This is a genomic window from Arachnia propionica, from assembly GCF_900637725.1.
Lineage (GTDB): Bacteria > Actinomycetota > Actinomycetes > Propionibacteriales > Propionibacteriaceae > Arachnia > Arachnia propionica.
On record NZ_LR134406.1, the window covers coordinates 2,584,666 to 2,608,712 of the forward strand.

Here is a 24,047-nt window from a genome sequence, read left to right on the forward strand (position 1 = left end):
TCGCAGCGGCTAAAGGTGGAGCCCGGGGTTACCGCGATCCGGTGAGACCCATACTAGCGTGAACTTCGCGAATCACCAGAGCGTCCCGGCGTACCAGGATCTAGCGCACCCCTCCAGCTCCGCCGCCAGCTGATCCCAGCGGGGCCCGAGCCGTCTGCCGATGATCGCAGCCCGGGTGCACAGATCACCGAAGTCTCCCTCGTACTCCCCGGCGAGAACGCTTCGGACCTCCTCGGCGACGGGACCCTCGGGGAGTTTCCGTTCGATCTGCCGCAACCGCCACAGCGACCCGGGCAGCGACACCGCCGCAGCCCGGGACCAGAGTTCCAGAAGGTCCTCGATGCCCTCGGCGGCGATGTATTCAACCAGCCGGGTGCGCACCGCGGGAACCGCTTTGTCCCCCACCAGATGAACGAGAACAGCGGCAGTGTCATGGGCCGTGCTGCTCTCATCCGCCGGATCCCCGGAACCATCAAACTCTTCAAGGACGTCACTTGGCCGTCTCACCGGCTTGTGGAACTGACGCACTTCGTCTTCCCTCCCTGAATGAGTATTCATTCGCCACTCCTTGAAGGCTAGTCCTGACCCAGAACAATATGCAGTAACTCACGGTCAGAGCTTGGCCTGGCAAGCACCTGACGCAGCGATTGTATGCAGGTAACTTCCGACGTCCGCCACCCCATCGAACGGACCACCGAACCCAGCTCAACCCCTTGTGGGGCCCGGAACACCCGGTCGAAGGAGGCGGCGAAAACCGGTTGCCCCTGCTCCAGGGATGCGAATATCGCCCCCCCATGGTCGTCCAAAAGGATGACACGTAAACGCACCTCGTGTCCGGCATCGGGCGTTACCAGCGCCCCAAGGTCGTGTTGCAGGGTGAGGTCGCCCAGCAGCAGCGTCGTCGGCGCCCCGGTGGCCAGGGCGATCCCGGTGGCCGTGGCAACCGTGCCGTCTATCCCGGCCAGCCCGCGGTTCGCCCAGCAGAGCCCGGGGTTCGGGTTGACCGGAGCGAGGTCCGCGTAGCGAATGCTGGAGCTGGCGCCGAATACCAGGTTTTCGCCGGGCCGCGTGGCCGCGACCACCTCCGCGGCCACGGTCTCCCCCGTGAGCTCCCGCGGTTCCCGCGGAGTCGCGCCCCCCGGATCCCGCCAGCGGGCCAGCCAGGCGGGATCCCCGGGCGGCAGCAGGACACGGTCGACCACTCGTGCGGCGGCGTGCCCGGGATCGATCCAGTCGGCGTGCGGTGCGACGACGATCAACTCGATATCGCCGCGGCCCAGCAGTTCGGTAACGGGCCTGGACAGCGTGGGATGCCCGAAAACCACCACGCGTTCGATCTCGGGGCCGAGGACGGGCAGCAGTTCCCGGTAGCGGGGTACTGCGCTGCCGGTGCGGGCGTTGCTGGAGGGCTCGGCCAGCAACGGGACACCTGCCACCTCCGCGGTGGCCCTGGCCTCCGCACCCACCGCGGGGGACGCGTCCCCCGCTAGCACCACGGTGCGGGCCGTCCCCGTGGCCTCGTACACCTCGGTTCCGGTGCTCGGTGCCATGACCGGGCGCACCTGCTGGGGTTCGGGAGCAGGCGTGGCGGCGTCGACGAGCGGGGTCTCGAACTCCACGTTGACCTGCACGGGCCCCGGGCGGCGGGTCCTGGTGCCTGCGGCCAGGGCGCAGGCGCGGGTGATCGTCGCACGCCAGGCCGGTTCGGTGCCCGTACCGGAGGCCAGCCGCAGCACCCCGACCGCAGCGGGGCCGAGGATCCCCAGCTGGTCGCAGGTCTGGTTGGCGCCCGTGCCGACCAGATGCGCGGGGCGGTCGGCGGTCAGCAGCAGCAGCGGGATCCCGGAGGCGCGCGCCTCCATGGCGGCGGGCACCAGGTTCCCCACGGCCGTCCCAGAGGTGGTGACCACCGCGACGACCCTGCCCGAGGCCTTCGCCATTCCGAGGGCGGTGAAGGCCGCTACGCGTTCATCGATCCTGACGTGCAGGCCCAGCAGCCCGGCGGTCTCGGCGGCGTGGAGGGCCAGGGAGATCGGGGCGTTGCGGGAACCGGGTGCCAGCAGCACGTCCCGGACCCCGGAGGCCAGCAGGGCCTCCACGATCACCTTTCCCAGCAGCGGGGAGTTCACGGCAGCTCCATCCCCGCGGCCGCGGCCACCCGGTGCAACCTGTCCAGCCACCAGCGTTCGGTTCGCGCGTCGGCGCGGCAGGCCGCCAGCAGATCGGCGTCGACGTGCGCGGGGCGCACCTCGATCTGGCCCGCGGCCGGCAGCAGCGGGTGCGCGGTGACGTCGCGGGCCAGGAGCCGGCCGGTCTCCAGGCCGCAGGCGAACGGCAGCTCCGGCAGGGCCGCGGCCAGCCGCAGCCCCGCCTCCAGCCCGACGGAGGTCTCCACGGCGCTGGAGACCACCACGGGAAGCCCCAGCCGCTCCGCCAGGTCGAGGCAGGCGGCGGCCCCGCCGAGCGGCTGCACCTTCAACACCACCACGTCGGCCGCGCCGAGATCCCGCACCCGCAAGGGATCGGCGGCCCGCCGGATGGATTCGTCGGCAGCGATCGCGACCATGCCGTCCAGGCGGCGGCGCAGCTCGGCGAGCTCCTCCGCGCTGGCGCAGGGCTGTTCCACGTATTCGAGGCCGAACTGCGCGAGCTCCCGGATCGCCTCCTCGGCCCGGTCGGGCGTCCAGGCCCCATTGGCGTCGACGCGGATCGCCCCGCCGGGCAGGGCAGCGCGGGCGGCCGCCACCCGGGCCACGTCGTCGTCGAGACCCTCGCCGGGGGCCGCGACCTTGACCTTGAGGGTGCGGCACCCGGATTCCGCGGCCCGCCGCGCCACCTCGGCGGGGCCGATGGCCGGGATGATGCCGTTGACGGCCACGTGGTCCCGCAGCGGTTCGGGATGACCCTCTCGGGCCGCCGCGACGGAGGCCCGCAGCCAGGAAGCGGCCTCCTCGTCGCCGTATTCCCGGAAGGGACTCCACTCGGCCCAGCCCGCCTCGCCCTCGAACAGGATTCCCTGCCGCCGGGTGACGCCCCGGAACGGAACCAGCAGGGGGATGTCGAAGACGATCACCGGCCGACCACCGCCCCCAGCAGCAGCCCGGCGGCCATCGCCAACTCCGTGAAGGACGTGGCCTGGAGCATCGCGATCAGGTCACGTCCGATGGCCCCACCCAGCAGCCGCGCGGCGGGACCGAGCACCAGAACAAAACCCAGCAGTCCCAGACCCGCCCAAGGCGTGCTGAGCGCCATCACCCCCAGCACCGAGACCGCACCCGCCACCAGCAGCGCCACGAAGAAGACCCGGGTTCCGGAATCACCCAGCCGGGTGGCCAGGGTGCGTTTGCCCACCTCGGCGTCGGCGGTGAGGTCGCGGAGGTTGTTGACCACCAGCAGGGCACTGGCCAGGGCCCCGATCCCGGTGGCCGCCACCCAGGAGGCCGGTGGGGCCGAGTCGAAGGTGACCAGGGTGGTTCCCACCGTCGCCACCAGCCCGAAGAACAGGAAGACCATGACCTCACCGAGGCCCCGATACCCGTAGGGCCGGGAACCGCCCGTGTAATACCAGGCTGCGAGGATGCTGGCGGCCCCGACCCCCAGCAGCCACCAGTGGCCGCTGAGCACGACGGTCACGCTCCCCAGCACCGCCGCCACACCGAAACACAGGAACGCGGCCCGTTTCACCGCTCCGGGACGCGCCAGCCCGGATGCGGTCAACCGGACCGGGCCGACGCGCACGTCGTCGGTGCCGCGGATGCCGTCGGAATAATCGTTGGCATAGTTGACCCCCACCTGGAGGGCCAGCGCCACCCCGAGGCAGAGCAGGGGAAGCAGAATCAGGCGCCACAGGGGCGGCGCGGGGGTGGTCCCGAGCCCTGCCGCCACTCCCGCCAGGATGGGTGCGGCGGCGGCAGGGAGGGTCCGGGGCCGGGCACCGGCCACCCACGTGGAGAAGCTCATGATGGGGCCATGCTAATGGTTCTCGCCCGCGATGAGGCCACTGAGGGCCTCGCGGTCCGGTTTACCCCCGGGGGTACGCGGGATCGGGGTGCCGACGAGCTGCCGTGGCAACCACGTCCTGGGCAGTGCGCCCGCGAGGGCTTCGCGCCAGCCCGCCAGATCACCGCCGGGGGCGAACAGCACCACCCGCGTCCCCCACTCCGCGTCCGGGACGGCCAGCACCGCGGTCTCCGGGTCGATGCGGGCCGCGGCGGCCCGCACCTCGGCCAGGTCGACGTTCACCCCGCCGGAGATGACCACGTCGTCGACGCGCCCGGTGATCACGAGCCTGCCGCCCTCCCAGCGTCCCCGGTCATGGGTGAGCAACGTGCCTTCTTCCATGGCCTCGGCGGTCGCGGCGGGGTCGTCCAGGTAGCCGTCGAACAGCGTCGGGCCGCCGATGCTCACCCGGCCGTCACACAGCCCGATCCAGACGCCCGGCAGCGGTTTGCCGTCCCAGACCACCCCGCCGCTGGTCTCCGACATGCCGTAGCTCTCGACCACGGCCAGCCCCGCGTCCCCGGCGCGTTCCCGCAACCCGGCCCCGAGGGGAGCACCGCCGAGCAGGATCAGATCGAAGGCCCGCAGCCGCTGCGTGACGGCGGCATCCCCCAAGGCGCGGTGCAGCTGAGTGGGCACCAGGCTTATGGCGTCGCCATCACCGGTGGGGGCAAGCCCTTCGAGGTCGGTGGGAACCACGGGCGCCCTCCGGCCCGCCACCGCCGAGCGCACCTGCACCATCAGCCCGGCCACGTAACGCCCGGGCAGGGCCAGATGCCAGGTCAGGTCGCCTCCCACACGTTCCCGGGCCGCCCTGGCTGCGGCCCGCAACGCCTCCCTGGAAAGCACGACGCGCCGGGCCGACCCGGTCGTACCGGAGGTCTGCACCACCGCCCCCACTCCCCGCGGCAGCCGGGGGGCCGGGCCGTCCGCCAGCCACAGCGCCGGCCCGCCATCCAGCATCCGGGACACGTCCGTGTTCATGGTCACCACCTGTGTTTCTCGGTCGCGACGCGACCCTAACACCGGGAACGAAAACCGGATTCCGGGAGCTAGAATTGCCTCGTGCTCAGGGTGCTCTTGATCGTCGCAGTGGTGATGCTCACCATCTACTGCGTCGTCGAACTCGCGCAGACCAAGGGGACCCGCGTGCGCACAATGCCCCGTTGGCTGTGGCTGTTCGTCGTGATCTGTGTCCCGGTGATCGGCCCGTTCGCCTGGTTGTTCGCAGGACGCCCCTCCTCACGTCCCCGGCCCCGCCAGCTCGGCCCTGACGACGACGAGGACTTCCTGCGCGGCCTGCGCTGAAATCAACTTCGACTGTTCTGCGGGAAATCCCCGAAAATGGAAAGGACGCCCATGTTTGCCAGCCCTGATGCCCTGAGCGCTTGGCTGAAATCGACCGCCGCGGAGTTCGAGGACCGCATCGACGAGCTGGACGGGCTGGACGCCGCTATCGGCGACGGCGACCACGGCACGAACATGGCCCGCGGTATGGCGACCGCCGCCACGATCGTCCCCGGACCGAACACCACCACACGCGAATACCTCAACCAAGTCGGCATGGCCCTGGTGAGCTCCGTCGGCGGGGCCTCGGGGCCGTTGTACGGAACGTTCTTCCTGCGGGTCGGGCAGCTCTGGCAGTCCCCGCACACCGTCTCCAGTCTCTGGCAGGCGCTGAAGGCCGGGCGCGACGGAATCGCCTCGCGAGGCAGGGCGAAGGCGGGCGACAAGACCATGCTGGACGCCCTGTGCCCCGCCGTCGACGTGCTCGAACACGCGGCCATGGAACGCGACGAGGAGGCATCCACCAGTCTGGCCCGGGCCGCCGCCGCCGCGCGGGCGGGGGCCGAGGCCACCCGCGACATGCTGGCCCGCCGCGGCCGCGCGGCGCACTACGGGGAGCGCTCCATCGGGCACCTCGATCCGGGGGCGGTGTCCATGGCGATGATCCTCGACAGCGCATCCCGTCACCTCTGACCCCCGGCAGGGAGAATCACCCCTCTGCGAAATCTCTGCGCATTTCCGGCCCCGGCATGAGCATTTCGCGCAGTTTCAATAGGCTTCGCGCATGATTTCGCACACTGCACCGCACAAAGCCGTCGTCCTCGCCCGTGGCCTGGGGTCACGCATGCGCAGGGCAGCCGAGGACGTCGCGCTGACCGCAGAGCAGAGCAGGGCCGCCGACGCCGGGGTGAAGGCCATGATCTCCCTGGACGGCCGGCCCTTCCTGGACTTCGTGATCTCGGCCCTGGCGGACGCCGGTTTCACCGAGGTCTGCTTGGTTATCGGCCCCGAACACGACCTGATCCGCGACCACTACGACGGCATCACCAAGCAGCGCGTGCGCATCTCCTACGCGGTGCAGGCCGAACCCCTCGGCACCGCGAACGCGGTGCTGGCTGCGGAGGAGTTCGCAGGCGGGGACCGGGTGCTGGTGCTCAACTCGGACAACTACTACCCCGCCGAGGCGCTCGAGCTGCTGCACGAGGCGCCCGGTTCCGCGCTGGTGGGTTTCACCCGCGAGGGCATGCTGAAACACTCCAACATTCCCGCCGAACGCATCGCCGCGTTCGCGCTGGCCACCGCCGACGCCGAGGGCAACCTGGCCGAGCTGGTGGAGAAACCCGACGAGGCCGCGATGAAGCGCCTGGGAGACGGGGCCGTGATCTCCATGAACTGCTGGTTGTGCACACCCGCGATCTTCGCGGCCGCCCGCGTCATTCCGAGGTCGGCGCGCGGCGAGTACGAGATCACCGACGCGGTGCGCCGCGCCATCACCGACGGCGACCCGTACCGCCTGGTCCGAGCGGACCTCGGGGTGCTCGACATGTCGAGCCGCGGGGACATCGCATCCGTGGTGGAGACCCTGCACGCCCGGGAAGTGCTCCTGTGACCGCGTGGTTCGTGCCCGGGCGACTGGAGGTCCTGGGCAAGCACACCGACTACGCGGGCGGGAACTCGCTGCTGGCCGCGGTGGAGCAGGGAATCACGGTAGAGCTGGAGGATGCGGCCTGCGGGATCTCGGCCGTCACGACGGCCTCGCCCGACGAGGAACTGACCCTGATGCCCAGCCACCCGGGCGCCCTTCCCGCCGGGCACTGGGGCGGCTACCTGCAGGCGGTGATCGACCGGCTGGCCCTCAACTTCGGTGAGCTGCGTCCCGCACGGCTGGTCATCAACTCGACACTGCCGCTGGCCTCCGGCATGTCGTCGAGTTCGGCGCTGGTGGTGGCGGTGGCGCTGGCCCTGATAGACCACAACGGCTTCCGGGAGAGTCCCGAGTGGCGGGAGAACATCGCATCCGGGACCGACCTGGCCGGATACCTGGCCTGTTTCGAGAACGGCTTGAGTTTCGGGTCGCTGACCGGGGTCCGGGGGGTCGGCACCTTCGGCGGCTCCGAGGACCACACCGCCATGCTGTGCTGCCAGGTCGACCGGCTGACGCGATTCCGGTTCTGCCCGATCCGGGAGGGCGAATCCGTCGCGCTGCCCGGGGACCTGAGTTTCGTCATCGGGGTCTCCGGGGTTCTGGCCGAAAAAACCGGGGCGGCCCGGGAACTGTACAACGCGGCATCGCTGCGGACCCGGGAGATCGTCGCCGCCTGGAACTCCGCCACCGGCGCCGAGGAGTCCACGATCGGCGGCATCCTGGCCGGCGACGAGGACACCTGGGAAGGCCTCAGCGCGGTCGTCGCCCACTCCCCCGGGCTGTCGGCGCGGCTGCGGGCCTTCCTGACCGAATCGGAGGAGCTGATACCGGCGGCGGTCACGGCTCTTGAGGACGGCGACCTCGACGCCCTCGGGCGGCTGGTCGAACGCTCCCAGCGCAACGCCCGCGACAATCTGGGCAACCAAGTGCGAGAGACCATCCGGATGCAGGCCCTGGCCCGCGACCTGGGAGCGCAGGCCGCCTCCAGTTTCGGGGCGGGCTTCGGCGGCTCGGTGTGGGCGCTGGTACCCACCGCCGACGCCGACGATTTCGCCACTGCCTGGCTGGAGCGCTATTCGGCCGAGTTCCCGGAGGTCGCGGAAAGGGCCACCACCCTGATCACCCGTCCCGGCGGCCCGGCCCACCGGCTCTGACCTCTCCCCGTCTCCCGGCGTTCTTCACATCCCCACTGTTTGCTGGTCTTGTCCCTGTTTTGCTGGTCGACACACCGTCTGCGAACGAACTTTATTGCCTCACTCTTTCCCCATCGAGAAGACCTCGATCTCCACTTTTCCTGCGTATGCGTCAACGAAGATGGTCGTCACGTTCTCAACACTCATTTCCTTGCTCTCGGCGCGCGCTTGCATCCACCCGACTTTGACTTCCTTTTCACCTTGCTCGGTCCGCACATCTCTTTCCAGCAGGAGGCCGGGCCCCGTTGGGAGGATCACGTCATCGACGGACATGTCGGAGATGTCCATGCTCGCACCGGTCTCGACATTGATCAGTTCCCGGGACTGTTTCACGCGGGGTTCCCGGATTGCGGCCGCCGGGTCCTTGAAACGCTCCGCCCAACCGCCGGGATGAACATCGAGGATGCCCGTCAGGGTTCCCAGGTTTTCGCCCGATGTGCTCATTCGAGTCACGGTGTAGGGAAAATCCGTATTGACCCGCTTCGGACGTTTTCCTGGAGCCAGCATCAAGGAGTTGGCGGTGGCTCCGATGAGCCATTGATCGGCACGCACCGTCACCGGATCGGCCCGGACGTCCTTCAGGGAATGGACGTGGAGCGTTCCGGTGCCTGCCGGAAAATAGTTCTCAGCGGTCTGCACCACCAAGGAATCGTTGGTCAGGGCCTGTCCCAGGACCAGACCGGAAACCTGAACGGTGCGGACCTCCTGCCCGGTCTCGGCATCCAGGACGACGGTGTTCATGCGCTGGTCGGCAATGTCCTTGGCTTTCCCGTTGACCATGTACGGTTCGAGTTGAATCGCCACGTACTTTCCATCCGGACTGGCGACAACAGTTTCCGGATCCGCAAAATCTCCATTCCCATGATCCAAGGCTTTTTGATACGTATCTTGGAGGCCATTTTCCATCGGCTGCTCGATGGTCGTGGCCCACCGGACCGATCCATCCGCGGGATTCAAGGAGACGACCTGATTGACGGAAAACCTATCCGTCGTTCCCAAGGATTCATGACTTCCGAAGACGACGACCGGCCCACTAGCGGTGGGCGTCGCGGAACCTTTCTCCCAGTTTCTCAAAACGACGGACCAGCCAGCCTCGGTGGGCTCGGGCGCCTGTACAACACCCGATGTGTCGTCGAGGTTGCTGATCCGGACACGAGGGACGTCCCGACCCAGCGAACATGCTCCGAGCAGCAGCGCCAAGAAGAGTCCCGCGGCAACAAAAGACCGGATCGATTTCCCAGATCTCACGACACACCTCCCGTCAGGCCATACAGGCGGCGATAGGAGCGGTAATTCGATCTGTACGACGAGACTTCCCCTATCTCTTTTTCTGGGTCAAAAACAACCACTGTGACCCCGGGTGTGTTCTTGAATACGGCATCTACGCCACCGCATCTTCCAGCGAGTTGGACAGGAGTATGAAGGTAGCATGAACCGCTTCCTCCCCCATATTGAGCATACGATGCGAAAGACAGGTAGGTGGATCCGGGCGCGATGGGAATCGTGGCCCCGTCGGAGCCGTCCCCGGGCTGCACGACCACCGCCCCGGAGAGGGTCTCGCCTTCCCGCATGATTGTCACACCGATTTTGGCTGCTGCCACACCCGCGTATTGGGATGCGGGAGTCGTGGTACGGGAAACGGGATCGAACACAGCACCCACCCAGGCCTTGTCCGATTTCCCCAGGGAGATCATCTCGCAGTTTTTCTTTTTTTCGTCCACGGAGTACTCGGGGTAGAGGGCGAGTGTCCCCGATGCAGTGGATGCGCGGTAGTTGACTCCGGCCGCCCTGCCCAGCGGGACCGGCGCGCTCGTTTCCAGTCCCGCCAGAGAATCGAGTGTGACGGCCTGCATGGTCGCGCTCTCCGTAAGCTTCTCACCATCCGCTTCCTTCCTCTCCGGCAAGGCCTCCGCATACTGTGCGACCCACCCATTCGCCACGACAATCCCCTCGAATGGTCCGCACGCGTCCTCGGCCGGAATGCCCTGCACCTCGACGGCAGCTGACGGATCTGTGTCGGGGGCAACGAGCAGGACAGGGTTGGACCGATCGCTGTTTTCCCGTCGGCGTTCGAGAATCAGGGAGGCATGTCCCGCGGACTTGGTGTGGTTTTTGGCGACCTCAAAATCATCCGGCAACGTCCAGCGTTGGCTGCCATCGGCCAGATCGTAGGCGATGTCACCGTCCAGAACAACAGAATCCGTGAGTTGAATGCCCGAACCCCCTGTGGGGTGTTCGCTGGTCACCTGCCCTGTTAGGGAATCCAACACCAGGGTCAAACTGTCGTAGGCCGGAGCGTCAGTCTGATCATGCCCATTCCCTTGGCCGGGCCCGCCTCGGGGAACCGACATTCTCAGCACAACATGACGACCGTCAGGACTGGTCAGTGGATCTTCGTACTTGGCTTGTCTGTGATAGGTCCACAGGGTGGTTCCATCGGGTCTCAGCGCCGTCAACCCGTCCGTGGTGAGGATGATCGGACCTGCCGCGCCTGCGGCGACGGCGAGCAGATCGGGAACATCCCTCGTCCAGGCAACCGTGGACCCCACCGTGGCCGGAAACTCGGGTAGTGCGCCTTCTGGCATGGCCGCTGTGGTGTGGGAAAATGGGGTCGAATGGACCGGGAAGTCCGTCAGAGCACGCAACGAAACGGTCGCCCCGGTCAGCGCGAGGACGGGAATCAGCGCAACAGCTACCCAACGCGCCCTTCTGGCAATCCCCGAACCGGCTTTGCTGCCATCATGACGGGAGAACATGATCCCAGCGGGATCACCCCTGCCGCCCTCCGGAAGTCCCCGCTGGTCACGTATTCCGCGCAGCAACAGATCGAAGACGGCGACGATTCCCAGACCGAACGCGCCCAGGGCCCACGCCAACAGCAGGGCAGCACCAACCGAGGTTTTATCAAAGAGCATCCACCACGATCGCAGCTGATAGACGATGATCGCGGCCCACCCCAGGCCGACGATTACCGCCGGGACGATCCTCCGTTTCCCGTTCCCGGCGGCGAAAAACCAGACGAAGGACAGAATCGCACAGACAACCCACACCGGCGTGGAATCATGCGAATCAGTGCGCCCCCAACGTGAACCCGCCCATGCTAAGGCCAGCGCCACTGCCGCCAGGACGGTGAGCGCTCCCCCGACCCGAAGCGCCCTGAAAACCGGGACGCGCCGAGGCAGGACCGCTTCATCCCCGGACTTCACTTCCCCAGTCCGGGTTTCCTTCCCAGGAGCATCCGCTTCCGTCTCGATGACCTTGTCCTCTAGGTCAGGCTCGACATCGTCGTTGTTTTTCCGGGACATGCCGACATCGTCCCACGGGACCAGCCCATCGCTCAGCCCCCGACCCGCCGGGCCATGCCCTCGATGACGAACTCGATCTTGCGGTCCAGGAAACCCCGGCCCGTCCAGCCCTCGTTGGGCACGAGCTGCTCCGGAAAATCCTCGGCGAACTTCTCCCGGTTGAAGTTCTCGACGGCTACCTCCAGCCCCGTCGCAACCGTACCGTCCTCCCCCGGGAGGATCGCACGGTTCGCCTCGATCACCAGATGGGTGCACAGCACGGTGTCGCCGATGAAGTCCACGGCGAAGACGGCGTCGTCCGGGCTGAACCCCCGCTCGACCAGCGCATCGATGCAGGTTTTCATGCCCCGGACGAAGTAGTGGTGCGCCCACGTGACCACCAGGAACGTCTCCGCGAGCCCGGGGTGGCGGTCCACCAGACCCCACAACCACTCGGCCTGGTGCCGCAGCAGTTCCCGCCACCCGCATTCGGGGACGGTGAACCTGTTCTCCTCGGCCAGGCGTTTCAGACAGCCACGCAGCAGGTCGTCCCGCGACGCGATGGTGCGGTACAGCGCCGGGGTGCCGACCCCCAGGCGTTTGGCCACCCCGGCGAGGGTGAAGTCCCGGATCCCGATCTCCAACGCGGCCGTGACGACGTCGTCGTGGGTGAAGCCCGGTTTCGGACCGGTGCGCCTCCCGTGTGATCTCATGCGGTTAACGTACTCGTTGCCCACGTCACAGCGTGGCGTTAAGGTGAGCCTCATTGAACACTGAAGACCATTTCCCAATCTTTCGAGGTGTAACTCATGACGACGCAGGAACTTGAACGCGTCGAACCGGACCAACAGGCAGATCCGAGGGCGGAGAACAAGCGGAAGGCGCAGGAGGGGCAGGCGGCGATCAAGCGCCTGGCCGCCCCGGTGCGCGGACTGCAACGGCTGGGACAGGCGTTCGTGATCGCCTCGGCCATTCTCACGACCGCCCCCTACCTCGCCCTCGTCCAGCTCGGTGACCTCCTGCTGGCCGCCCACAGCGCCGGCACCGCCGTCGACGCCGACCGGGCATGGGCGGTGATCGGACTGCTGATCGGTGCCTTCTCCGGCCAGCTGCTGCTGTACTTCGTCGGCCTGCTCATCACCCACGTCGCCGACCTGAGGTTGCGCGACCAGTTGCAGCGCGGCATCGCGCAGCGCCTGGCACGGGCCCCGCTGTCGTGGTTCACCGAGTCGACCTCGGGCCTGATCCGCAAGGGCGTCCAGGACGACACCCGCGCCGTCCACACCGTGATCGCCCACGGCCCCGTCGAGATCCTCAACGCGGTGGTGACCCCGCTGGCCCTGCTCTGCCTTGCGTTCTGGCTGGACTGGCGGCTGGGGCTGCTCAGCATCGCCACGATCCCGCTGCACATGGCCACCTATGCCGTCTCCATGAAGGGCATGCCGGAGAAGACCGCGGAGATGGACGCGAAACTGGCGAAGGTCTCCTCCACCATGGCCGAGTTCGTCGCCGGGATTTCGGTGGTCAAGGCCTTCGGGCGGGTAGGTAGGGCGCACTCCGCCTACGTGGATTCCGCCGACGAGTTCTCCCGGTTCTTCCGTGCCTGGGCGCTGCCCCTGGTATCGATCAGCTGCGTCTCCATGGCGTGGATCTCCATTCCGCTGCTGCTCGTGGTGAACCTGGGGGGCGGGGCCCTGCTGATCCAGGCCGGGGTGGTCACGTTGCCCAAGGTGCTAGCGGCCACGCTGATCGCGTTGGTGCTCCCCGGTGCCGTGCAGGTCGTCTCCTCGATCTCCTGGTCCTACCAGATGGCCGGGGCCGCGGCGATCCGGCTGTGCAACATCCTCGACACCCTGGTCCTGCCCTACCCCGAGACCTCGCAGGTCCCCCAGGGGTGCACCGTCGAACTCGACCACGTCACCTTCTCCTACGGCCAGACCCTCGCCGTCGACGACGTCAGCCTCACCCTGGAGGAGGGAACCGTGACGGCCCTGCTCGGCCCCTCGGGTTCCGGCAAGTCGACCCTGGCCACGCTGATCGCCCGTTTCGCTGACCCGGATTCCGGGAGCATCCGGCTCGGGGGCGTTGACCTGAGGCAGCTGACCGAGGAGACCCTCTACTCGCACGTCTCGTTCGTGCTTCAGGACGCTCAGCTGCTGCGGGCCACCGTCCGCGACAACATCGCTCTGGGCCGTCCGGGGGCGAGTATCGACGAGGTCCGGGAGGCCGCGAGAATGGCCAGGATCGACGACTTCGTGATGTCGCTTCCCGAGGGTTACGACACCGTCATCGGCACCGACACCTCGCTGTCCGGCGGGCAGGAGCAGCGGATCGCGATCGCCAGGGCGCTCCTGGTCGACGCCCCCGTGCTGCTCCTCGACGAGGCCACCGCCTTCGCGGATCCCGAGTCCGAGGCCGAGATCCAGCAGGCCCTGAGCACCTTGGTGAAGGGCCGCACCGTGCTGGTGATCGCCCACCGGCCCGCCGCCATCCGGGGAGCCCACCGGATCGTGGTGATGGAGCGAGGACGCATCCGAGCGGTCGGCAGCCACGAGGAGCTGCTCGACGAACCCCACTACCGGGCGTTGCTGCACCAGAGCGGCGAGCTGCGCGCCGCCTCAGCCGAGGAGGACCACCGATGAGCGACATCAACCGCAACGCGCTGCTGCCCCGCTACCGCCGCCTCATGACACCGCCCCAGTGGCGGCAGTTGTCCACGGGCCTCACCATTGGTGTGGCGGCCGGGGCACTGGCCGGGTTCGCGCTGCTGGCCCTGCTCCCCGCCTCCGTCGCCCTGACGACGGGTGCCCCGAGTTGGGGACTGGATTTCGGTGGCTGGCTGGTGGTTCTGCTCGTCATCGCCGTCGTCACCCTCGTCATCGACTTCATGGGCACCCGCACCGGGTACGTGGGTGCGCTCGGTTTCATGCAGAACGTCCATCACAGCATCGGTGACAAGGTCGCGAGGCTGCCCCTGTCCTGGTTCGATCCGTCGTCGGCGGGCTGGATGTCGCGGATGGCCAGTCAGGAGATGATGTCCCTGTCAGAGTCGGTGGCGCACTTCCTGTACAAGCTGCGGGTCAACATGGCCTCCTGCGTCGTGATCGGGATCGGCGCCTGGTTCTGGGACTGGCGGCTCGGTCTGCTGCTGGCCTGTGCGGCTCCCGTGCTGGCCCTGGGTCTCGTCATCGGACGGCGCCTCCTGAACCACGGCAAGACCATCGCCGAACCCTCCGAGGTCGAACTGGCGGCCCGCATCATCGAGTTCTCCCGCTGTCAGGGGGCTTTGCGTTCCTGCAACGCACCGAACCCGCCGGGCCTCAGGACGGCGTTCGAGAACAACCACCGCGACTCGCGGCGCGCTTTCTGGTGGGAGGCCGCCGGCAACATGGTCAACGGCGCCTTCGCCCAGCTCATCGTGATCTCCATGATCGTCCTGTCCGCCGCCCTGGCGCTGTCGTCGCAACTCGCCCCGCTCCAGGCGATCGTCACCATCGGCATGTGCCTGCGGTTCATGACGATGCTGAACGACATCGGGGCCACGATGATCGGTTTCGAGGAGCGCCGGCAGATGATGAACCACATCGATCAGGTCATGGACTCCCCCGTGCTGCCCGAACCCGACACCTCTCCCGAGACACCCTCCGGCGGCAGCGTCGAACTGGTCGACGTCGACTTCGGGTACCAGGCCGACGTGCCGGTGCTGCGCGGAATCTCAATGACGGTGCCCAGCGGTTCGATGTGCGCCCTCGTCGGTCCCTCAGGCAGCGGCAAAACCACCATCGCCCGCCTGGTCGCGCGGTTCTACGACACGGATTCCGGGCAGCTCAGGGTCGGCGGGGTGGACGTGAAGCAGCTGACAACCGAGAACCTGATGTCGCAGCTGTCGATGGTTTTCCAGGACGTCTACCTGTTCGACGACACCCTGGAAGCCAACATCCGCCTGGGCCGCCAGGACGCCACCGACGACGAGGTGCGCCACGCCGCCGACCTCGCCGGGGTGACGGAGATCGTCGAGCGGCTCCCCGGTGGTTGGGAGACCCGGGTCGGTGAGGGCGGCCGGGCCCTGTCCGGTGGCGAACGGCAGCGCGTCTCCATCGCCCGTGCCCTGCTGAAACGGGCACCCATCGTGCTCCTCGACGAGGCCACCAGCGCCCTCGACGCCGAGAACGAGGCGAACATCGTGGCCGCCATGGAGGAGTTGAGACGCTCCTCCACCCTCATCGTCATCGCCCACAAGCTGGAGACCATCGCCGCCGCCGACCAGGTGGTGGTGCTGGGGGCCGACGGCCGGGTCGCGCAGCAGGGCCGTCACAATGACCTGGTGGGCGTCGATGGCCCCTACCGCGACTTCTGGGAGTACCGGAGCAGCGCCAGCGGATGGTCCCTGGTCTGAATCCGAAACAGAGAAAACCAACAGCGACACGAGAAAGCAGAAACGATGAAACCTTGGAGATTGCGTCTGGGCGCCGTCATAGTGGCCGCCGCCCTGGGGCTGACGGGATGCGCATCCGGTTCCGGTGGCAGCTCCCCGTCGGCCTCGGGCCCCTCACAGCCGGTCAGGATCGGGGCGCTCTTCGCGCCGACTGATTCCCTCGACCCGGTAACCGCCACCTCACCGGGCTCGATGCTGCTGGCGTTCAACGTCTACGACTCCCTGGCGGTCATGACCAAGAAGGGGGCGGCGCTGTCCCTGGCAAAGTCCATCGAACCCAACGCCACCGCCGATGAGTGGACCGTCACGCTGCGCGACGGACTCACCTACTCCGACGGCACCGCCGCCACCGGGCAGGACGTCCTGGATTCCCTCTCCCATTTCGCCCAGTCCCCCAGCTACGCCACCCTGTACTCCGGCATCGACTTCGAGGCCTCCAGTGCATCCGGGTCGACGGCGACGCTGAAACTGAAGAAACCCGCATCCGATTTCCTCGAATCCTCGCTGGGAATGTTCTCCGCCATCGCTCCGAAGGGCAAGTTCACCGGTATCGGCGCCGGCCCCTTCGTCGTCGACAAGGGGGACCCCGGCACCGGCTACCAGCTGCACGCCAACGACAAGTACTGGGACGGCACCCCGTCCATCCCGCAGGTCACGATGGTGCCGATCCCCGACTCCACGGCCCAGGCCAACGCCCTGCGCACCGGCGAGATCGACCTCGCCACCAGCCTCAACTCGGCTGCCCTAACGACCCTGTCCGGGGCTCCCAACGTCAAGGTGGCCGACGCCACCCTGGAGTCCGCGTCCGCCCTGGAACTGGCCCTCAACACCCGCGTCGCACCCTTCAACGACCCGGAGGTGCGGCGTGCCGCGAAACTCGCCGTGGACCGGGACAAGCTGGTCAACACCGTCCTCGGATCCACCGGTGAGGTCGCCAACGACATGCTCGGCAAGGGCTACGACAACTACCCGGAGGATGTGGCCCAGACTGTGGCCAACAAGGAGGAGGCCAAACGCATCTTCGCGGAGAAGGGGGTCACGTCCTTCACGATCGTCGCAGCCGACGTCATGCCGGGCATGGTTTCCTCGGCCGAGTTGATGGCCCAGGAGTTCGCCGAGGTGGGGGTGCAGGTCACCGTCGACAAACGCGACCCGCAGACCTACTACAGCAACCTGGAGGAGCTGCACCAGGCGCAGGCGGCGACCGCCTTCTGGATCAACCGCAACCCCATCACCGAGTTCCGCAGCCAGGTCATGCCCGACTACCCCTTCAACCTGTCCGGTTTCACCTCCGAGACGATCCAGCAGAACCTGGCGAAGGCCACCGCCACCCTGGACGCGGCCGAACAGAAGAAGCTGGTGGGCGAGATCAACAAGGAGATCCACGACCAGGGCGGTGACCTGATCTGGGGCTACCAGAAGCAGGTCTCGGCGTACCGGGCCGGGCTGGAGAACTTCACCTCCGTCCAGTCGGTTCCCTGGCTGACGAAGGCCACCTTCAACCCGGTCGGCTGATCCGGCCTTGGGAAGAACCATCGACGCGTCGCCGCAGCGACCCACCTTCACCGGTTGGTTGTTGCGGCGGCTGGCGCGCTCCGCGACCCAGTGCCTGGCGGCCTCGTTTCTGCTGTTCCTGCTGATCCAGGCCCTGCCCGGGGACGCGGCGACTGCGAGCGCCTCAAAGAACGGGGCCGCCGCGGTGGAGGCGGCCAGGGCCCGGATGGGCCTGGACCGGCCCGTCCTGGAACGCTACCTGGAATGGGTGGCGGGCATCCTGCGGGGGGATCCCGGGACCACGCTCATCACGTCCCGGCCCGTGGCCGAGACGATCACGCAACCGGTCCTGGCGTCGCTTAGCCTGGCCGCGGTGGTGCTGCTGGGGTTGGTGCTGGTCACCCTGCCCGTCGCGGTCATCACCGGGGCTCGTCCGAGGCATCCGGTCAGCCGGTTCCTGACGGGGATCTCGGTGGCCGCTGCCGCGATACCGGAGTTCGTGGTGGCGATCGCGCTGCTGGCCGTCCTGGCGGTGTGGACCCGCTGGCTGCCGGTGCTGTCGGTTCCCGGTGCGGGTCGCACGGTGTGGGAGAACCCCGTCTGCCTGGTGATGCCGGCGCTGTCGCTGTGGCTGGTGTGTTCCGCGTCCTTGACCCGTCGCGTCCAGGCCCTGGTGGCCACCCACGCCGCCGCCCCCTACGTGCGCGAGGCGGAACTGGCGGGCCTGACGCGGCGACGGGTGCTGTCCAGGCACCTGCTGCCGTCGGTGGCTCCCGGCGTCCTGCAGTTGCTCGCGCAGACGATCCCCTACCTGCTGGGTGGGGCCGTGGTGGTCGAGACCGTGACCTCCTTCCCCGGCCTGGGATTCGCGCTGGTGCGGGCCGTCGGGGACAGGGAGGTGCCGGTGGTGATGGCCGCGGGGGCGCTGATGATGGTGGTCGCGGTGGTGGCCTTCACCGTCGCGGATGCGCTGTCGGTGCACCAGGAACGCATGGTTGCGGTGGTGTGAGGTGAGCATTTCAGCGAGGATCTGGGGCGGCATCGCCCTGCTGATGGTGCTCGTCACCGTGGCCGCCCCGTGGCTGGCGCCGGCCATCGGGGATTCCGCGGCCACCACGGCCTTCGCCTATTCGACGGGTGGCCCGGGCGGGCTGGGGCACGACTACCTGGGACGGCCGGTGCTGCCCCAGCTCCTGGAGGGCGGCCGGGCGCTGCTGATCGCGGCCCTCCTGACCGCGGTGGTCTCGCAGGGCGTCGGGCTGGCCGCCGGTTTGTGGCTCGCCACCCGGGCCCGGGGGGCCTGGTTCGTGCGGTTCGTCCTGGACGTCGTCCTGGTCACACCAATGATCGTTGCCTCGCTGGTGGTTTATCAGCGCGCCGGGGCGTCGCTGTACGCCACCATCCCGATCGCAACTGCCCTGACCCTGCCGTTCACATCCCGCTACTACCGGGCGGCCGCGGAGCCGCTGCTGGGGGCGGCCTTCTTCGAGCAGGCCCGGGTGGCAGGCGACAGGACATCGGTGGCGCTGGTCCGGGAGGTGGTGCCGGTGCTGCTGCGTCCCGTCCTGGCCGACCTGGGGTTGGCGACGATCACCGCCCTCTACCTGATGGCCACCATTTCCTTCCTCGGCACCACCGCCGCCGAGTCCGGTTTCCTGTGGCCGACGATGGTGTCGCGGAACCTCGACGGGCTGGGTCTCAACCCGTGGGCGGTGCTGGCCCCGTTGGGTGCGATGGTGGCGTTGACGGTGCCCGTGAACCTGTTCGTCGATGCCCTCGGAGGTCGCCGTGACTGAACCAGCCGTGCAGGTGGACGACCTGCGGATCCGTTCGGCCGCCGGGACGATCCTGGATGGAACCGCCCTCGCCGTGGACCGGGGCGAGCGGGTCGGCCTCGTAGGGGAATCCGGCTCCGGGAAATCAACCCTGTCCCTGGCCCTGCTGGGTTCGGTGGCGCCCGGTTTGGAACTGGCGGCGGGAAACGTGACGGTGCTGGGTGTGCCCGTCGTTGCCGATGGCCGGTTGGCCTCCCCCGGGACGTTGCGGGGGTTGCGGCGCCGCGTCGCCCGGCTGGACCAGGACCCGGCCGGGGCGCTGACCCCGACCTGCCGCATCGGTTACCTGATGACGGAGTTGTCGCAGGAATCGAGTGGGGATGCTCAGCGGCTCCGCGACGAGGCCCTGGAGGTCTTCGGGCTGCCGACGACCCGCGATTTCCTGAACCGTTTCCCGGCGGAGCTGTCGGGCGGGCAGCGGCGGCGGGTGGCGCTGGCCCGCGCCCTGGCGCGCCGCCCCGAGCTGCTGGTGCTCGACGAACCGACCGCCGGGCTCGACCCGTCGGCCGTCGACGCCGCCCTGGGTCTGGTGGAACGGCTCATGACGGAGTTGGACGCCACGCTGCTGGTGATCACCCACGACCCCGCGGTGGCGGCGCGCCTGACCAGCCGGGTGGTGGAGATGCGTTACGGGCGTCTCACCAACGGGGTCCCGGCGCGGGAGGTCGTGACCGCGGACCGCCCGGGAGCATCGCGGGACGGCAGAACGCGAGGGGACGCGGAGCCCGTGTTGTGCATGCGGTCGTTGACGGCGGGCGCGCCCGGGCTGGCAGATCCCCCCGTGACCGGCCTGGACCTGGACGTTCTCGAAGGGGAGGCGGTGGCGTTGACGGGACCGTCCGGTTCGGGAAAGTCGACGGTGGCGCGGACCCTCGTCGGGCTCTGGCCGCGGCGCGACGGCGAGGTGACCGTTGCCGGGATGGCTCTGCCGGCGAAGCTGGATGACTGGCCCCGGTCAGCGCGCGGGACGATCGGGTGGGTACCGCAGGACCCCGCGACCTCGGTGAACCCGGCGTGGTCGCTCGGGCGGTCCCTGGCGCGCGCCCGGACCAGGGCAGTGCGACTCGGCGGAGCGGGAACGGGCGTCAAAGAGGCGGCCGAGCTGGTCGGGTTGCCACCCGGCTGGGAAACCCGCCGCCCGCGGCAGCTGTCGGGAGGCCAGCTGCAGCGCTTCGCGATCGCCCGGGTCCTGGTTTCGGGGGCTCGGCTGCTGGTGCTCGACGAGGTGACCTCCAGCCTGGACGCAACCACCCGCGACGCCATCTGCGAGGTCCTGGCCGAGGTCAGGAAACGCATCCCCATGTTGGTGATCACCCACGACCCGGCGGTGATCGCCCGCTGCGACCGGGAAATCAGGCTCAACGACTAAAGCCAGCACGCGAACACCCCCTCTCTGAAGCTGGTTGAGCCAGCACGTGAGCGAAGCGAACGGCTGAGTCGAAACCATCCCGCAGCCGAGAAACAGACCCAACCCCAAGTCACCATGGTTTCAACACGACCCGCTCGCAGAGCGAGCAAGCCGGCTCAACCAACTTCCCCCCTCCCGAAGCCAGTTGAGCCAGCACGCAAACACCCCCTCTCTGAAGCTGGTTGAGCCGGATCGCGAGGAACGAGCGACCCGAGTCGAAACCACCCGGAACCCGACAAGCAGGCCTCCGAACACCCTCGCCATGGTTTCGACACGACCCCAGCATCAAGAAGATCCCCCGGCCCCAAGAACTTCCCACCCAACTCAAAGCCCTGGGAAGTTACGGGAAGCCGACTGCGACCCCGGCCACCAACCGTTCCGCAGCCGGGCATGAGTTCTGTGACAGTTCCCAGTGTCCTGATCCGTTAATTCATTTCAGGTGTCGAGTGATCGACTTGTGGATGTCTTCAACGGTTTTAAGCGCAGCTGAGACTGCATTCACACCGGGTTTCAATCCTCGATCGGGTGCCGCGTCCCGAATGAAATCTGACGGGAATGGAAACAAACCAAGACAGCGGCCCAATCCATGATCCAAGGTTTTTCGTCACTGTCCACAAAACCTTTAGCAGCCCGGTTTCCGTCAGGACAGCCAGGCGGCCAGTGTCACCAGCAATGTCAATGGCACCGTCACCAAGCCCAGGCCCAGCCCGTAGGCCCTGGGTGATCTCTGCACCACCGCCACGAACTCCCGCAACATGGCACTGGGCCAGTAGTACCACGCGGTACGCGCCCCCAACACCTGAATACCCGTGCCCAGGTCGTGGGCCAACAATGCGGCACGCATCGCATGATAGTTGCTGGTGACCGCAACTCCGGTTGCCTGTGGCCCCAGCCGCGGCTCGGCCCGAACCAGTTCCGTCGACATCTGGAAATTCTCCCGGGTGGTCGTGGAGTGATCCTCCAACACCAAAGCCGCTTCCGGAACACCCTGCTCCAACGCATAATCAGCCATCGCCCGGGCTTCACTGACGGGTTCATCAGGACCCTGCCCGCCACTCATCACCAACAACGGACGCCGTCCAGCCTTGATCTCACCCCGCCACACCCCAAGAGCCCGGTCAATACGCCCGGCCAGCAGCGGGGTGACCTTCCCGGAAGGAACCCCGGCACCCAGCACCATGATGAAATCCGGATGGATTCTCCGGACGATACGCTGATAGAACCAGGAGTACCCGACGAAACAGAAAAACATCAACGCCACCCAACCGGTGGTGAGCATGATGAACGTCGGAACGGGAAAAGCCCGTCGCTCCCCGGTAAGAACCACAAAGATACAAACAACCATTGCCGCAACCAGCCCGACACCGGCGAGCAGGGACAACGAGTGGGCCAGGGAGAAACGTTCCCTGCGGAGCATGACCAAACCATTGAGGATGAGGAAACCCGCCAAACCGATGGCCAGCAGGGGCGACATGAGCACAAGGAAACCCAGTCCCAACAGTGGGGCCGAGAAACCGAGGATCGCCAGTACCTGGATGCCGAGCAGCAAGGTGACGGCGATCCACCCGGCATTGGCCAGTCGCCGTGGTTCCTGGCGGATACGCCGCCATGTCACCCACCCCATGATGAGTAAGGTCACCAGCAGTATCAGTCCGATCAGGGTGCTCGAATTCACACCGGCACGATAGCCGCATCTTCAGGATGAACATGCCGCCGGAGTCGTGGTTCCGGGGACACTCGGGGTGGGCTCAGGGACGCCGGTCAGCCCGTGGTCGCAAGACTCTCCCCGGTGCGACACCCCCGGATCCGCTGCCCGGAGCCACCTGTTCACCTGGCTTCGTGATCCCCCACAAAGGCCTGACCAAGTGGCTCGGAGGCGACTACGGAGGCCTCCCGTAGAGAGCGAGGGCTGAGCTATCCCTCCGCTGGCCGAGCTGGCCTGCGATGCGGAGCGAGCGGTCCGCATCGACCAGCGGAGGGGAAGGGCAGGGGGCACATAGAGCCCTGTACTAACCGCGGGACTGATACAAATCTGCGCATCTTTGCCTCCACAGCGGCTTTTTGCTGGTTCTCTCAAGGGCGGACTCCCTATGCTGAACACCATGTTGATCCTCTGCACTGCTCTGCTGCGTCTGCGCAGCCGCTGACCGCGGGAGCGCCCCGTCGCTGCTCCCGTCCCGGCCCCCCATGCCGGGCTGCGTCTTTCAGCATGCCCGGCTCCACGACCATCACGGAGCAAGCAGTGCCCACTTTTCATCACGGCCGTCACGAACACGGCCAGAACTTCCTCACCGACCCAGCCGTCATCGCCACCCTCGTTGAACTCGTCACAGCAACCCGCGGACCCATCATCGAAATCGGACCGGGCGACGGCGCACTCACCGTACCGCTGGCGCGCCTCGGCCGCCCTGTGACGGCCATCGAGATCGACGCCCGCCTGGAGCAGAGGCTGCGCTGTCGCCTTCCCTCACACGTGAAGGTGGTGACAGGTGATTTCCTCACCCATCGGCTGCCGAGTACTCCCCACGTGGTGGTGGGGAATCTGCCCTTCCACCAGACCACCGCGATACTGAGACACCTCTTGCACTCCTTCGCCTGGAGCGACGCCGTCCTGCTGACCCAGTGGGAGGTTGCCCGCCGCAGGGCTGGTGTGGGTGGGGCCACCATGATGACCGCGCAATGGGCACCGTGGTTCACGTTCACCCTGCATGGTCGCGTCCCCGCACGGGCTTTCACTCCACGCCCTGGTGTGGATGGCGGGATTCTCACCATCCACCGTCGCGAGCACCCGTTGCTACCGGTGACTGAGCAGTGTCGATTCCACGCCCTGGTCCACCGCATCTACACCGGGCCGGGAAACGGACTGGCCCAGATCCTTGCTCGCGCCACTTCCTTCCCTTCACCGCAGGCGGCCCGGGCCTGGCTCGGAAGACACGGCATCGATGCCTCAGCCCTGCCCCGAATGATGCATCCGAAGGCCTGGGTGGACCTGTTCAAGACGACGGGATCGTCGCCGCCTGCCCCGCCCACACGAGGAAACCGCAGGAGGCGACGATGAGCCTCTCCGCCGCTCAACAGGCCGCGCGCCTGTTGGCTGAGCGACCTGAACACGACTGGCGACTGGACGAACTCGCTGCGCTGGTCCATCTCTCGGTGTCACAGCTCGGGCGAATGTTCTCTCGCAGATTCGGCCGCACCCCGATGCGTTTCCTTATGTACCTTCGCGCACGTCTGCTGGCCACACTGTTGCGGGAAACCGACCTCCCCATAGCCGAGGCGATGAACAAAGTGGGATGGCGCAGCCGTGGACATGCGGCCCGTTACTTCAAGGCGGTGTTCGGAGTGTCACCGTCGAACTATCGGGGGAGCGGATACGTCACGAATGATTCGGTGCCCAGTGAATGAAATGTCCTTGCTCTGGATGCTCCACGCCTCGGGACCAAGGTTCATCACATCGGTGAGGGGCG

Annotated in this window: 21 protein-coding genes; 12 read left to right on the forward strand and 9 right to left on the reverse strand. The window is 67.5% G+C overall.

The features are described 5' to 3' along the window. Nucleotides 1-72: 72 nt before the first annotated feature. Genes EL272_RS11545 through EL272_RS11565 form a run of 5 tightly spaced genes read right to left on the reverse strand, consistent with a single transcriptional unit; the run spans nt 73 to nt 4,983 of the window. Nucleotides 73-558, reverse strand: a complete 486-nt coding sequence (locus tag EL272_RS11545) for a hypothetical protein (RefSeq protein ID WP_123824153.1) — start codon at nt 556-558, stop codon at nt 73-75. Between the two features lie 17 nt (nt 559-575). Further along, on the reverse strand, nt 576-2,129 hold the full coding sequence (gene menD / locus EL272_RS11550; protein ID WP_061787954.1) for a 2-succinyl-5-enolpyruvyl-6-hydroxy-3-cyclohexene-1-carboxylic-acid synthase: 1,554 nt from the start codon (nt 2,127-2,129) through the stop codon (nt 576-578). Next, the gene (locus tag EL272_RS11555) at nt 2,126-3,073 is read right to left on the reverse strand and encodes an o-succinylbenzoate synthase (RefSeq protein ID WP_061787955.1); all 948 of its coding nucleotides are present in this window, start codon (nt 3,071-3,073) and stop codon (nt 2,126-2,128) included. The genes menD and EL272_RS11555 overlap by 4 nt, the downstream gene beginning before the upstream one ends. Beyond that, complete coding sequence (locus EL272_RS11560; protein ID WP_061787956.1) at nt 3,070-3,963, reverse strand: 1,4-dihydroxy-2-naphthoate polyprenyltransferase; 894 nt, start codon at nt 3,961-3,963, stop codon at nt 3,070-3,072. The genes EL272_RS11555 and EL272_RS11560 overlap by 4 nt, the downstream gene beginning before the upstream one ends. A gap of 9 nt (nt 3,964-3,972) precedes the next feature. Beyond that, complete coding sequence (locus tag EL272_RS11565; RefSeq protein WP_061787957.1) at nt 3,973-4,983, reverse strand: AMP-binding protein; 1,011 nt, start codon at nt 4,981-4,983, stop codon at nt 3,973-3,975. 81 nt (nt 4,984-5,064) lie between these two features. Between EL272_RS11565 and EL272_RS11570 the strand changes: the two genes are divergently transcribed. The 4 genes from EL272_RS11570 to EL272_RS11585 all read left to right on the forward strand — a co-directional run bounded on the left by EL272_RS11570 (nt 5,065) and on the right by EL272_RS11585 (nt 8,085). Beyond that, a complete protein-coding gene (locus EL272_RS11570) occupies nt 5,065-5,307 on the forward strand; it encodes a PLD nuclease N-terminal domain-containing protein (protein WP_061787958.1) in 243 nt (80 codons plus the stop codon). A gap of 51 nt (nt 5,308-5,358) precedes the next feature. Then, nucleotides 5,359-5,979: a dihydroxyacetone kinase subunit DhaL gene (gene dhaL / locus EL272_RS11575; protein WP_014847393.1), complete on the forward strand. Its 621-nt coding sequence runs from the start codon at nt 5,359-5,361 to the stop codon at nt 5,977-5,979. Between the two features lie 91 nt (nt 5,980-6,070). Then, nucleotides 6,071-6,895: a nucleotidyltransferase family protein gene (locus tag EL272_RS11580; RefSeq protein ID WP_061787959.1), complete on the forward strand. Its 825-nt coding sequence runs from the start codon at nt 6,071-6,073 to the stop codon at nt 6,893-6,895. Further along, nucleotides 6,892-8,085, forward strand: coding sequence for a galactokinase family protein (locus EL272_RS11585; protein WP_061787960.1), 1,194 nt, complete (start codon nt 6,892-6,894; stop codon nt 8,083-8,085). The genes EL272_RS11580 and EL272_RS11585 overlap by 4 nt, the downstream gene beginning before the upstream one ends. A 99-nt stretch (nt 8,086-8,184) precedes the next feature. Here EL272_RS11585 and EL272_RS11590 read toward each other — a convergent pair whose 3' ends face one another. Genes EL272_RS11590 through EL272_RS11600 form a run of 3 tightly spaced genes read right to left on the reverse strand, consistent with a single transcriptional unit; the run spans nt 8,185 to nt 12,121 of the window. Continuing rightward, nucleotides 8,185-9,324 (reverse strand): hypothetical protein, encoded by a 1,140-nt coding sequence (locus tag EL272_RS11590; protein WP_126409438.1) that lies wholly within the window; start codon nt 9,322-9,324, stop codon nt 8,185-8,187. 44 nt (nt 9,325-9,368) lie between these two features. Further along, nucleotides 9,369-11,429: a PQQ-binding-like beta-propeller repeat protein gene (locus EL272_RS11595; protein ID WP_061787962.1), complete on the reverse strand. Its 2,061-nt coding sequence runs from the start codon at nt 11,427-11,429 to the stop codon at nt 9,369-9,371. Between the two features lie 32 nt (nt 11,430-11,461). Beyond that, nucleotides 11,462-12,121, reverse strand: coding sequence for a TetR/AcrR family transcriptional regulator (locus EL272_RS11600; RefSeq protein ID WP_041697758.1), 660 nt, complete (start codon nt 12,119-12,121; stop codon nt 11,462-11,464). A 96-nt stretch (nt 12,122-12,217) separates the two neighbouring features. Between EL272_RS11600 and EL272_RS11605 the strand changes: the two genes are divergently transcribed. Genes EL272_RS11605 through EL272_RS11630 form a run of 6 tightly spaced genes read left to right on the forward strand, consistent with a single transcriptional unit; the run spans nt 12,218 to nt 20,541 of the window. Then, complete coding sequence (locus EL272_RS11605; RefSeq protein WP_061787963.1) at nt 12,218-14,050, forward strand: ABC transporter ATP-binding protein; 1,833 nt, start codon at nt 12,218-12,220, stop codon at nt 14,048-14,050. Beyond that, a complete protein-coding gene (locus EL272_RS11610; RefSeq protein WP_061787964.1) occupies nt 14,047-15,804 on the forward strand; it encodes an ABC transporter ATP-binding protein in 1,758 nt (585 codons plus the stop codon). Before EL272_RS11605 ends, EL272_RS11610 begins: the two co-directional genes overlap by 4 nt. A gap of 45 nt (nt 15,805-15,849) precedes the next feature. Then, the gene (locus tag EL272_RS11615; protein ID WP_014847401.1) at nt 15,850-17,358 is read left to right on the forward strand and encodes an ABC transporter substrate-binding protein; all 1,509 of its coding nucleotides are present in this window, start codon (nt 15,850-15,852) and stop codon (nt 17,356-17,358) included. Nucleotides 17,359-17,365: 7 nt separating this feature from the next. Further along, nucleotides 17,366-18,346: an ABC transporter permease gene (locus EL272_RS11620; protein ID WP_061787965.1), complete on the forward strand. Its 981-nt coding sequence runs from the start codon at nt 17,366-17,368 to the stop codon at nt 18,344-18,346. Between the two features lies 1 nt (nt 18,347). After that, entirely contained in the window at nt 18,348-19,133 is a 786-nt protein-coding gene (locus EL272_RS11625) for an ABC transporter permease subunit (RefSeq protein WP_061787966.1), read from the forward strand. Continuing rightward, nucleotides 19,126-20,541, forward strand: coding sequence for an ABC transporter ATP-binding protein (locus EL272_RS11630; RefSeq protein ID WP_159424561.1), 1,416 nt, complete (start codon nt 19,126-19,128; stop codon nt 20,539-20,541). The genes EL272_RS11625 and EL272_RS11630 overlap by 8 nt, the downstream gene beginning before the upstream one ends. Before the next feature lie 679 nt (nt 20,542-21,220). Here EL272_RS11630 and EL272_RS11635 read toward each other — a convergent pair. Then, the gene (locus EL272_RS11635) at nt 21,221-22,255 is read right to left on the reverse strand and encodes a YdcF family protein (protein WP_073970080.1); all 1,035 of its coding nucleotides are present in this window, start codon (nt 22,253-22,255) and stop codon (nt 21,221-21,223) included. A gap of 567 nt (nt 22,256-22,822) precedes the next feature. Here EL272_RS11635 and erm point away from each other — a divergent pair. Both erm and EL272_RS11645 read left to right on the forward strand, forming a co-directional pair. Continuing rightward, nucleotides 22,823-23,638 (forward strand): 23S ribosomal RNA methyltransferase Erm, encoded by an 816-nt coding sequence (gene erm, locus EL272_RS11640; RefSeq protein ID WP_014847407.1) that lies wholly within the window; start codon nt 22,823-22,825, stop codon nt 23,636-23,638. Then, nucleotides 23,635-23,985 carry a helix-turn-helix transcriptional regulator gene (locus EL272_RS11645; RefSeq protein ID WP_014847408.1) on the forward strand — a complete coding sequence of 117 codons (351 nt, stop codon included), beginning with the start codon at nt 23,635-23,637 and terminating at the stop codon, nt 23,983-23,985. The genes erm and EL272_RS11645 overlap by 4 nt, the downstream gene beginning before the upstream one ends. Nucleotides 23,986-24,047 lie beyond the last annotated feature (62 nt).